Source organism: Nicoliella sp. ESL1113 (genome assembly GCF_058509245.1).
Window position 1 is genome coordinate 1,257,542 of sequence record NZ_CP196387.1, and the last position, 11,291, is coordinate 1,268,832.

Below are 11,291 nucleotides of genomic sequence, written 5' to 3' on the forward strand. Positions count from 1 at the left end.
ATAGTAATTTTAACACACTATCAAATAATAATATTACCATTGTTTCCTACCCTTATAATATTCTTTAGTGTTATCATGAATAAGTTATAAATATAGGAAAGAAGGCTTTCATCATTAATCGAAAATTAGCATTATTAATGGCCTCTAGCTTATTCATGCAAATTATGGATTCGACAATCGTTACAACTGCCCTTCCTAAAATGAGTAAGAATCTAGCAGTTAGTTCAGCTACGATTTCACTAGTGGTTAGTGTATATCTAATTACAATGGCAATTTTTATTCCGTTAAGTGGTTGGATTGCAAATCGCTACGGTCAAAAAACCGCTTGGCTAGTTGCGGTACTATTATTCACCGTTAGTTCATTTACAAATGCAATTGCTCCTGGATTTACATTTGTTTTAATCAGTCGTTTTTGCCAGGGAGTAGCAGCATCGCTAATGGTTCCAACTTCCCGATTGATCGTTCTTCAAAAAGCCCCTGCTGATAAACTACTAGAAATCACTACCTACTTAGTCTGGCCAGCATTGATCGCACCATCAATCGCACCAGTAATTGGTGGATTGATCGTTAATTATTTATCGTGGCGATGGATCTTTTTGATCAACATTCCAATTGGCTTAATTAGCATTTTATTTGGAATCAAATTAATTCCCCACAATGAAACCCATCCAGAAGCGCAATTCGATTTATTAGGATTTATTGAAATTGCAATTGCCTCAGGATTAATTTTAATTGGAGCTGAAATTGCTACCCACGGGCAAAGTGAATGGGGATTCGCTGGCATTCTGGTTTTAATTGGAATTGTAATTACCGTTATTGCAGGTTTGCACCTAGTTCATTCTAACCATCCACTATTTTCCATCAAGTCATTACAAGTAACGTCGTTTCGCATCTTTCAAACTGGTGGATCATTTCTATGGGTCTCGATAGGATCAATGCCATATCTATTAACGATTTACCTGCAGACAATTCTTCATTACTCACCAATCAAGGCATCATTTTACGTGATTTTTATCTTTTTAGGCAACATTGTTGCTAAAACTTTTGCTAATCAGTTCGTTAAAACAATTCACTTTCGCCCTGCAATCTTAACGGCCGTAATGATCATCTTAATTTCATCATTTGGATTTGCATTCGTACAAGTCAGCTCACCCGCCGGATTAGTAATGATTTTAGGATTTATCAACGGGGTGGGACGCTCACTGGCCTTGACTGCATATAACGCCCTGTCGTTTGCTGATATCAGTTTTAAGGATCGCACCAGTGCAAATACTTTGAATGCGGTAACCCAAACATTATCACAAGGGCTCGGGGTCTCATTGATAACGGTGGTCGTCAGCATGGTTGCAACTATCACTAGTAGTAGCAATGCTTATCACTTCGGATTTATATTCCTCGCTGCATTAATGATTTATCCATTCATCGAAACACTACTCATTCCAAAGAACATCGGTAATAACGCAATCTAATAAAAAGCTTGGCCACGGAAAATCCGTTGCCAAGCTTATTTAATATCCAATAGTTCTGGAACCCGTTCTAATAAGTAATCTGGGTGTACCATCTCAAGTGCTTTAACATCATGCGCACCCCAGACGACCCCAGCAGTATGGACACCAGCGTTTTTACCCATTTCAAGATCAAAAGTTGCATCACCGATCATTATCGTTTCATTCTTATCTAGATTATGATCAGCAACGATTTTAAGCACCGTATCAGGCGCTGGCTTGGCATGTTCGACCATATCGAATCCGACAATCTCGGTGAAATAATCATAAATACCAAGCGCCTTTGTGTTTCTAATAACGACTTCGCTGCGGTTACTAGTGGCAACGAATAGTTGTTTTCCTTCTGAACTTAACTTCGCGAGCGTTTCTTTAATTCCTGGGAATAATTTTAAATTTCCAGGCTCTAGTTTTTCATACTCTTTTACAAATACATTCATTAATTTTTGTAATTCAGGACGACTAATGTTTTCTGGTGCCATCTTGGGAAATGATTTTTCAATCGGAATTCCCGTATAGTAACTAACTGCCTCAGCAGTCGGTTTTGGAAATCCCATTTTATCAAAAGCAGATTGAGTGGAGAGAACGTTCACCCGCCCAGAATCAATTAATGTTAAATCAAAGTCAAAAATATAGTTCTGCATTTTTTTCACTACTTTCCTTCAGCGATTAGTAAAGCTCAAACGCAATCATATTATAGCAATATCAATCACCAAAAACAAAGGAGCCGCAACCACGTGCGACTCCCTTAATATCATTTCGGGTAATTAAATTATTTTAACCCTTGCCACTTTCAAAATCAGGGTATAGTGTCATCCCACCATCAACGTAGATGGTATCACCAGTAACATAACCGGATTCTGTAGATGCTAACCAAGCAGCGGTAGCAGAAACTTCTTCTGGCTTTCCAATTCGATCCATTGGCACTAATTGCTTAGTGGCATCCAATTGTTCAGGATCAGCAAACTTTTCAGCATTGATTGGTGTATTAATCGCTCCAGGAGCAATCGCATTTACCCGAATGCCACTTTTTGCGTATTCCAAAGCAATCGTTTCAGTGAACATCTTCACCCCACCCTTGGAAGCAGCATAGTGTGAAAAAGTAGGCCAAGGAATTTGATCATGGACTGACGACATGTTAATGATGTTACCAGGTTTATTGTTTTCAACCCAATATCTAAGTGCTGCACGAGCCCCTAAGAAAGTTCCGGTCAAATTAACACCGATGACCTTGTTCCAGTCCTTAAGTGACATTTCATGCGTATGGGCCTTGTTTTCAAGTCCAGCATTATTGATCCATAAGTCTAATCCACCAAAATTATCAATGGCGGCATCTAACATTTTTTGCACATCTTCTTCAGTAGCAACGTTAGCTTGAACCGCAACTGCATCCCCACCGTTTTTCTTGATCAATTCAACAGTGTCTTCAGCACCCTTAGCATCGGAATTGTAGTTCACAACTAACTTCATGTGTTCCTTAGCAAGTCTCTTTGCAATTGCCTTACCGATTCCTTTAGAACCACCAGTAATTACAGCAACTTTTCCTTTTAAATCATCGTACATTTTGTTCACGACCCCTTCGATTAAGGATATTATTTTATTCATTATCTCACATCAAAAATAACAATATCAAATTATAAGCATTGTCCAACCGATAATTCCGATAATAATCAACAAAATGACGTTAATAATCGTAAATACCTTAATAAAGCGCAATGCAATCGTTTTATCGAATGCGACCACTTGTTTCAATGCTAATAGGTTAGCCAATGAAGCTACTAACGTTCCTAATCCACCAACATTGGTCCCTAATAGCAAGGCTTGTCCATTATGTGTAAAGTGGGCTAATAGTACAGCTGCAGGAACATTACTAATGAATTGACTAGCACCAATTGCGGTCAGATAAGTGCTTGTGGTGCTGTGCATCAGCCAATCCAAACTCGTGTTAATAAATTGATTGCGACTTAAAATTCCAGAAATTAAAAAGAAGCAAGCAAAGGTCAGTAATAAGGAATAATCGACCCGCCAAAGTTGCCGTTTATCAATTAACAACGTTACTAAAATTGATAATCCTACGGCTAACGGGATTGGCACCAAATTAAAAACTGCTGCTAACACGACGATTGCTAACCCCAAAGTAGAAAATAAAGCCCTCCGATTTCCGACCTTAGAAACAGCCACTTGATTTTGAAACGGTGTTTTTGTTATCAAAAGGGTCCCTAACATCAAAACAACCAGACTCATCAACACGATTGGAACTGTAATTGCAAAAAAAATACTGGCAGGCAGCTGATAGTAATTAAATAAAAATAAATTTTGGGGATTCCCGAACGGTGTTAAAACGCTGCCTAAATTTGCGGCCACGGTAATCAATACCGCCGGAACAATAATTGGCAGATCGTATTTTTGAGCGGTAAATAAATATAGTGGTAAAATCGAGATGATTGCTACGTCATTAGTCATTATCATTGCACCACAAAATGCAATCAAAATCATTAATTGGGCAAATTGGCGACTATTTTTAACAATTTTAATTAACCGATCGCTAACGTTAATTAAAAGATTTAATTCGTTTAACAACTGAATCACTAACATTAATGAAAATAGCGTCCCAATTGTGCCCCAATCAATATCAGCAAACCTAATCCTACCAAGGATGTTAACAACTAATAAGACTCCAAAAGAAATAATTAAGAGCTTATCAGTAAAAATTTTCTTTAATTGAATAAACAAAAGTATAAATTTTCCTTTCAAAAATCACCGATTAGTGATAATCTTTTCATATTCTTTAAAAAAGCTTGTTCATAATCAGTTAATTATTTTAACTGATTTAGAGCTAAATAACCAAATTTTATGGAGGCTTAGTCATGAAGGCTAACTTAAATAAACTGACGTTGGCGGGAACTTTAATCGCCATCGGAATTGTTTATGGTGATATAGGTACATCGCCACTTTATGTAATGAATGCGATTATTGGTGACCAGGGAAAGATGGCTGATGCCACACCTGATTATATCATTGGAGCCATTTCATTGATATTCTGGACTTTAATGATTATCACCACCGTTAAATACGTAATTATTACGATGCGCGCCGATAATAACCACGAAGGTGGAATATTTGCGTTATATGCATTAGTTAGAAAAAGAGCGAAATGGTTAGTTTGGCCCGCCTTAATTGGTGGGGCCGCACTGCTAGCGGATGGGACGTTGACCCCTGCAGTGACCGTTACCTCTTCGATCGAAGGATTGAAAAACCAAACGATCGCTGGGCTACATTTTAGCAATTCTCAATCAGACGTGTTGGTAATTACCACCTGTGTTCTCTTGGGGCTGTTCTTGATTCAGCGGTTCGGGACCGGGACGATCGGTAAATCATTTGGTCCCATCATGATTGTGTGGTTTGGGTTCCTAGCTGTCGCTGGATTAGTCAACATGGCTCAATACCCAGCAATTATTAAGGCCATAAATCCATACTATGCTTTCGAAGTCCTTTTCAGTCCTGGTAATAAGGCTGGAATCTTTATTTTAGGAAGTATCTTCTTGGCTACGACCGGGGCTGAAGCACTTTATTCAGACATGGGTCACGTTGGGAAGAAGAACATCTACTTTACTTGGCCATTAGTTTATTTATCATTGATTTTGAACTACTTTGGCCAAGGGGCGTGGGTCATTACCCATGCTAAGGATCCCGTATTCAGTGCCATGGGCAGTATCAACCCATTTTATTCAATGTTATCTAGCGAAGTGCGTCCATTTGCGATCATCATCGCTACGTTAGCTGCGATCATTGCTTCGCAAGCGTTGATCACTGGATCATACACGTTAGTCGATGAAGCCATTGGGTTGCGTTTCCTCCCCCGTTTTATCATCAAACACCCTAGTAACGTGAGAAGTCAGATCTACATTTCCACTATTAACTGGATCTTATGTGGAATCACGCTCTTTGTCGTTTGGTTCTTCGGTAGTTCTGAAAAAATGGAAGCTGCCTATGGTCTAGCAATTACGATCACGATGCTATCGACGACCATCTTGTTGTTTGAGTTCTTGTCTAGTCACATGAATCGGGTCCTCGCATATAGCATTGCATCGTTCTTTGCAATCATCGAATCGATCTTCTTCCTAGCAAGTCTAGTTAAGTTCGTTAAGGGTGGTTACGTTACCTTCTTCATCATGATGGGAATCCTATATGTAATGATCATCTGGTTCTTTGGTAACAAGCGGCGTGACCACTATGAAAGAGAAAGTGAATACGTTTCACTTGAAGACTATAAGCATCAGTTAAGCGCCCTCAGTAAGGATAGCTCAATTCCTTACTTCACCTCTAATTTAGTTTACATGACTAAAATTAAAAAAGATTATCAAATCAAACGAAACACCATGTACTCGATCTTGGATAAGGAACCCAAGCGGGCTAAAGTGTACTGGTTCGTGACTGTGAACGAAACTAGTTCGCCATACGAAAGTAACTACACTGTTGACCTATTAGACACTGATAACGTGGTTGACGTGCAGCTCTATCTAGGGTTCAGAAAACCACAAACGGTTAGTGTCTACTTGCACCAAATCGTTAATAACTTGATCGAACAAGGGGTTATCGAAAAGCAAGTCCAACACTACTCAACGATTAAAAATCGGACCGTCGGGGACTTCAAATTCATTTTGATCAACGAACGGCCATCTGATTTAGCCTTAAATACAGAGGTTAGTCAATTGGACAAACAATTGATTTCAGGACGGATTTTTCTACAAAATATCACTGCTTCTCCAGTTAGTTGGTATGGATTGGAATTTAGCAATACCGTTCAAGAAATTTCACCACTATTCTTTAATATGCAACATGATCAATACCTAGTTCAAAAACGGATTCTCCACCCAATTCACTCCAGGGAAACAAGAAATCCTAAGAACTAATAAAAAGCCCTCGCTGAGGGCTTTTTTATTTGGCTATTTTATTAATTTAAAGCTCAGTTTTAAAATAAATGGAGAAATAATGGTCGAAGCAATTATCGCACCGATAATCGTAGAATACTGATCAACTGATAGTAAATGATTTACATATACAATCTGCGCAATGATCAACGCGACCTCACCACGTGAAACCATCCCCGCACCAACCACGAAACTACTCGACCACTTAAATCCCATTAAATGACTCCCGAGCCCAGCTCCGATTAACTTCGTGATGACTGCTAGAAAAGTAAGGGCAATAAATAAGGCCCATTGATCAATAATTCCAGACCACTTCATTTCCAATCCAATGCTAACAAAAAACGTCGGTATCAACAGTAAATACCCCAATGAACTAATTTGATTATCAACTAATCTTTTAACGGGGTGTTGTCCAATTATCAAACCAGCAAAAAATGAGCCAGTAATTGCGCTTAAACCAATCAATTCCGCCCCTTCGGCGAATAATAAACCAATTATTAAAGCCATGATTGAAACAGCATATGGAAATGATATCCGTTGAAAGATTTTTAAAAGCGGCTTAATGCAATACTTTGCAATTATAAAAATCACAACAAAAAACAGGATTTGAAGACCAATTATTAACCCACTGTTCATCCCAGCCGTAATTTGCCCTCTTAACCGCTCTCCAGTGAACGCTACTGTGATTCCGAGTAGAACCACCGTTAATACATCATCTGCCACAGCAGCCCCTAAAATCGTGATTCCTTCACGACTATTCAGCTTACGCATTTCGCGAAGCACCTCAACAGTAATTGAGACAGATGTCGCACTAAAAATAACCCCTAAGAACAAAGCATCCTTAGTTGGCCAACTAATTAAAATCCCAAAAATGCTTGTAATTATCATTGGAAATAAAATACCCACCAATGCCACAATTAAGCTAGGCTTAAGATACTTTTTCAATAATTGAACGTCACTATTTAAGCCTGCTAAAAACATTAATATAATTACTCCTAAATCGGCTAAATTTTTTAACGATCCGTTTAGGTGAATCAAATTCAATAATCCAGGGCCGATAATTAAGCCTGCCAGCAATTGTCCTACTACAATCGGGATTTTAAGCCATTCGGCAATTTTCCCCATTGCAAAAGCACTAACTAATATCAAAATTATATTGAATAAAAACGCCATTAAAAAACCTCCTAAAACAAAAAACGCCCGCTTTAAAGAATTCTGCCAACCCAAAACAGAAGAATTCTTGAAAGCGTGCGCTCCAACCAATTAATATTTATTTATATTAATTATATCTTGATAATTTTATGAAAGTCAAATTAACTTTTTTTATTATCAAAAAATATTAGCCATTTTTACATTATTATCATTGCTATTTATGGGACAATTTGTTAATATATATTTTGTAAAGAATAAGTTTATGTTAAGAACTTTAATTTTATTAAATAATACATAATTCCGATTCCCTGATGATTGGTATATCTATTTCTCTTTCGCACCTACTAATTTATCAGACACATATCCAAAAAACAGCCTACTTAAATGGCTGTTTTTTTTGACTAAAAAATCAGGCCCCCTTAAGCAAGAAGAGCCTGATTTTTATTTTAACCAACATGATTTTCTTTTAAGATGGCTTCAATTTCTAATTGCATCGCAGGGGTCTTCTTCCACTCATCAAAGTGGTCAAACTTTTCCCCTGGCATCGTGTAATTCTGATTAATATATTTTTCATAATTAATAACGTGAATTGAATGGGGAATGTTTAATTGAATAATTCTTACTTCCTTAATCAAACCACGCTCAGCTGCCAATTCAGCACGTCCATTCTGGACCATATCGCTAATTTCAATATACTTAGAACCATCTAAACGGGTAATTTCCTCGATTAAAGTCAGTGTTTCGTGACTTTTATATTCATCAGCCATATGCTCGCTCCCCTATTAATTATTTTTTGTGATGCGTCTTTTTATAAACAATTTTAGTGGTATGTGTCCGATTATTAGGGACCTCTAAGACCTTAGTAGGCTTTAATAGGCTAGCTGGCTTAGCCATCACATGACTAATCCGATGACCAGAAACATTAACTAAACAAAAGAAGATAACACCCACTGCAACCAAAAACGTAGCCAATTTAGATGTAAATGACATCTTTTCACTAATTACTGACCCGTAAAAGCGGTGATTAATTTCGCTTGAAACGTTTTTAGCGCTAGGATCTGCGGCCTCTGTTTCATTAATAACTTCTTTTTCGTAGGCATTGATATCGAAGTTCTTTTGTATGTCCTTTTGTTGCTTTTCAAATTGCTTCTTTTCTTTTTTAGAAAGCTTTTTAAACCAAGCGGTGAACTTACGATATTCAGCAATTACTTCAGCAGTTGGTCCAATTTGTTTTAACTTTCCATAATTAATCCAAGCAACCCGATCACAAAGTAATTCAACCTGCTTCAAAGCATGACTAACGAAAACGATCGTCTTACCCTCTTTACGAAAATCAGAAATCTTATCCACACACTTTTGATAGAAGGTATCATCCCCCACTGATAGGGCTTCATCAATGATCAAAATATCGGGCTTAATATGAACAGCGATTGCAAATCCAAGACGCGATTTCATCCCACTTGAATAACTTTTAACTGGTTGATCAACAAAATCACCAATATCTGCAAATGAAATAATATCATCCATCATTTCATCGATTTCTTGATTGTTTAATCCCTGCATCAATGACTTTAACCGAATATTTTCTCGACCGGTCAAATTCTTTTTCAGTCCTGAGTTAATTGCAACGATTGAAGTATCACCCTTAACATCGACTTGGCCAGTTGTTTGTGGAATAATTCCAGAAATAATGTTAGAAATTGTAGATTTTCCTGACCCATTTACCCCAATGATTCCAAGTGCTTCCCCTGGCTTAACGGTAAATGAAACCCCCATTAGTGACCAGAAATGCGGAATATTTTTATTATTAATTGAGAAGAATGATTTTAACTTATCAGTTTGGGTCTTAAATAAGTCATACTCCTTAGTTACATTTTGTACTTTAATTTTGTATTGTTCTTCTGCCATTTTTAATACTTCCTAAATTTGATTTCGTTAACTAGATATACAACAAAATAACATTATAACAAACATAATAATAATCCGAAAGGAAAATTAGTACAAAGCTGAATTGTTGATCCAATACTTTTGGTTGCCAATTTTAATTTGAGCCCAAATTAATTTAGAATTAGTATCGACTGATAGCGAATCGACCTTAACGTTTGAAATTGATGATTCTGAAACGGTATTCCAGCTCTGCTCTTGGGCCTTTCCAGTCCCTGGAACAATGTTATAAAGGGCATACTTACCATATTGAGAACTCAGCCGCTTAGTAAGACTGACTGGTAAGTATTGAATTCCATTCACATGTTTAATTTGAATCCAGGCGTTATTGCCGTTGCTCATCTTATAACGAATCCAAATCTGCGCATTCCCCTTACTACCTGAAATTCCAATCATATTCGCATTATACTTAACCCGATTAGCGATTTCTGAATCTGTAATTTTGCTGGCGAGCGTATCAGAACCATAAATATGACTATAAGCAATTTTACTAGTAATTAAATTCGAGCTAACACTGGTTGATAACTTAAAATACTTAACCGATGGAAAGTTTAAAGCTTGGGCCTTTACCCAGTACTTCTTAGAATTAGTATTCTTTGTAAGCCGAATTCGATACCAAGTTTGATTCCCAGAAGTTCCCGTAGCATAGCCAACGTTGTCAGCATAAACTAGCGATCCTGACTTTAGACTCGCCTTCCACTTATAACTCTTAACATTACTGCTAGTGCCCTCGATTTTATTATAAAGTGCTTGTTTTTTAAATTGACTAGATAGTGGAACCGATTCATTAGAATCACCAAGTGAATAACTAACCTTTACATCACTAGTATTCGTTGAATTATTAGTATTGCTGGTTGATGTAGTAGCATTGGTTGATGCAGTAGTCGAGCTACTGTTGTCAGCAACCGAATTACTTTGTTCAGTAATTCCGCCATCTAACGTCGTTAAATTATATTGATTAATAATACTAATTAACTTATTAGCATAGTTTGGATCGGTAGCGTACTTACCAACCAAAGCGGTCGCAGCATCATTAACAGACTTGGCGTTTTCCTTCCAGGTGCCAGAATAAAAACTAGAAGCCCCCACTAAACCATTTCGAATCATTTGAGCGTAATCTTCTAATGAGCTTTGCGCATTGGGGTACTTTCTAAAACTAGAATTAACGTAATAAATAGCACCACTACTATTATATTCAGCGGTCTTTAAAGTATCAGATTGTCCATTATAAGAACCCTTAATCCCAAAGTAATTATAATCTTTGGTAGCAAGCGTACTTTGTCCATAGCTACTTTCCAACGCAGCTTGAGCTAACATCAACGATGGATAAAGATTATATTTTGCGGCAACCGTTTTTACAACTGGTGACAACTTACTAATAAAATCAGAAGCTGTGTCAGCTTTAGCACTATGTACTCCAAGTAAACTAATACTAAGCATCATGGTCATTAGACCAATGAATGCAGTTCTGAACTTCCTATTCATTTTTAAATTCCCCTCTTTATTTTTATTATTGTTAGAATAACATAATCTTTTTAAGAAAATGTAAAAAAAATCCTTAAAATTAAGATTAATTTTAAGGATTTTAAATCTATTGATTTATTTTTGTTTAACGCCCCGACGATCGGCATTTAATTTATTTTGTTGATTTTTAAACTTTTCCCATGTCGCCTGTTTGCGTTGATCATTTTTACTAGTTTTGCGTTTTTTAGTAAATTTCATTATGCCACCACCTCTTTAATTGATGAATAATTAAGTCCAG

At 37.0% G+C, this 11,291-nt stretch carries 10 protein-coding genes; 2 read left to right on the forward strand and 8 right to left on the reverse strand.

All coding sequences use genetic code 11. From position 1 onward, the window contains the following. Positions 1 to 137 precede the first annotated feature (137 nt). A complete protein-coding gene (locus tag ACSYTJ_RS05435) occupies positions 138 to 1,469 on the forward strand; it encodes an MFS transporter (RefSeq protein WP_491719692.1) in 1,332 nt (443 codons plus the stop codon). Between the two features lie 35 nt (positions 1,470 to 1,504). On the opposite strand, the gene ACSYTJ_RS05440 is transcribed toward ACSYTJ_RS05435, so the two are convergent. From ACSYTJ_RS05440 to ACSYTJ_RS05450, 3 genes are all read right to left on the reverse strand, one after another. Continuing rightward, positions 1,505 to 2,146 (reverse strand): HAD family hydrolase, encoded by a 642-nt coding sequence (locus ACSYTJ_RS05440; protein ID WP_491720135.1) that lies wholly within the window; start codon positions 2,144 to 2,146, stop codon positions 1,505 to 1,507. 133 nt (positions 2,147 to 2,279) lie between these two features. Further along, a complete protein-coding gene (locus tag ACSYTJ_RS05445) occupies positions 2,280 to 3,065 on the reverse strand; it encodes a glucose-1-dehydrogenase (protein ID WP_491717308.1) in 786 nt (261 codons plus the stop codon). 66 nt (positions 3,066 to 3,131) lie between these two features. Next, positions 3,132 to 4,235, reverse strand: coding sequence for an SLC13 family permease (locus ACSYTJ_RS05450; RefSeq protein WP_491719693.1), 1,104 nt, complete (start codon positions 4,233 to 4,235; stop codon positions 3,132 to 3,134). Between the two features lie 134 nt (positions 4,236 to 4,369). Here ACSYTJ_RS05450 and ACSYTJ_RS05455 point away from each other — a divergent pair, with 134 nt between their 5' ends. Further along, entirely contained in the window at positions 4,370 to 6,415 is a 2,046-nt protein-coding gene (locus ACSYTJ_RS05455) for a KUP/HAK/KT family potassium transporter (protein WP_491716591.1), read from the forward strand. A 33-nt stretch (positions 6,416 to 6,448) separates the two neighbouring features. Here the strand turns inward: ACSYTJ_RS05455 and ACSYTJ_RS05460 are convergent, their stop codons facing one another. The 5 genes from ACSYTJ_RS05460 to ACSYTJ_RS05480 all read right to left on the reverse strand — a co-directional run bounded on the left by ACSYTJ_RS05460 (position 6,449) and on the right by ACSYTJ_RS05480 (position 11,251). Further along, on the reverse strand, positions 6,449 to 7,606 hold the full coding sequence (locus ACSYTJ_RS05460) for a cation:proton antiporter (protein ID WP_491719694.1): 1,158 nt from the start codon (positions 7,604 to 7,606) through the stop codon (positions 6,449 to 6,451). Between the two features lie 425 nt (positions 7,607 to 8,031). Further along, complete coding sequence (locus ACSYTJ_RS05465) at positions 8,032 to 8,352, reverse strand: hypothetical protein (RefSeq protein WP_491719695.1); 321 nt, start codon at positions 8,350 to 8,352, stop codon at positions 8,032 to 8,034. 19 nt (positions 8,353 to 8,371) lie between these two features. Further along, entirely contained in the window at positions 8,372 to 9,493 is a 1,122-nt protein-coding gene (locus ACSYTJ_RS05470; RefSeq protein WP_491719696.1) for an ABC transporter ATP-binding protein, read from the reverse strand. A gap of 87 nt (positions 9,494 to 9,580) precedes the next feature. Continuing rightward, positions 9,581 to 11,014, reverse strand: a complete 1,434-nt coding sequence (locus ACSYTJ_RS05475) for a glucosaminidase domain-containing protein (protein WP_491719697.1) — start codon at positions 11,012 to 11,014, stop codon at positions 9,581 to 9,583. Positions 11,015 to 11,128: 114 nt separating this feature from the next. Then, a complete protein-coding gene (locus ACSYTJ_RS05480; protein WP_491719698.1) occupies positions 11,129 to 11,251 on the reverse strand; it encodes a hypothetical protein in 123 nt (40 codons plus the stop codon). Positions 11,252 to 11,291 lie beyond the last annotated feature (40 nt).

Bases quoted from the DNA above. Each gene is read 5' to 3' on its own strand.
- ACSYTJ_RS05435 (WP_491719692.1), top strand. From the start codon at position 138: ATGGCCTCTAGCTTATTCATGCAAATTATGGATTCGACAATCGTTACA.
- ACSYTJ_RS05440 (WP_491720135.1), bottom strand. From the start codon at position 2,146: ATGCAGAACTATATTTTTGACTTTGATTTAACATTAATTGATTCTGGG.
- ACSYTJ_RS05445 (WP_491717308.1), bottom strand. From the start codon at position 3,065: ATGTACGATGATTTAAAAGGAAAAGTTGCTGTAATTACTGGTGGTTCT.
- ACSYTJ_RS05455 (WP_491716591.1), top strand. From the start codon at position 4,370: ATGAAGGCTAACTTAAATAAACTGACGTTGGCGGGAACTTTAATCGCC.
- ACSYTJ_RS05460 (WP_491719694.1), bottom strand. From the start codon at position 7,606: ATGGCGTTTTTATTCAATATAATTTTGATATTAGTTAGTGCTTTTGCA.
- ACSYTJ_RS05465 (WP_491719695.1), bottom strand. From the start codon at position 8,352: ATGGCTGATGAATATAAAAGTCACGAAACACTGACTTTAATCGAGGAA.
- ACSYTJ_RS05470 (WP_491719696.1), bottom strand. From the start codon at position 9,493: ATGGCAGAAGAACAATACAAAATTAAAGTACAAAATGTAACTAAGGAG.
- ACSYTJ_RS05475 (WP_491719697.1), bottom strand. From the start codon at position 11,014: ATGAATAGGAAGTTCAGAACTGCATTCATTGGTCTAATGACCATGATG.
- ACSYTJ_RS05480 (WP_491719698.1), bottom strand. From the start codon at position 11,251: ATGAAATTTACTAAAAAACGCAAAACTAGTAAAAATGATCAACGCAAA.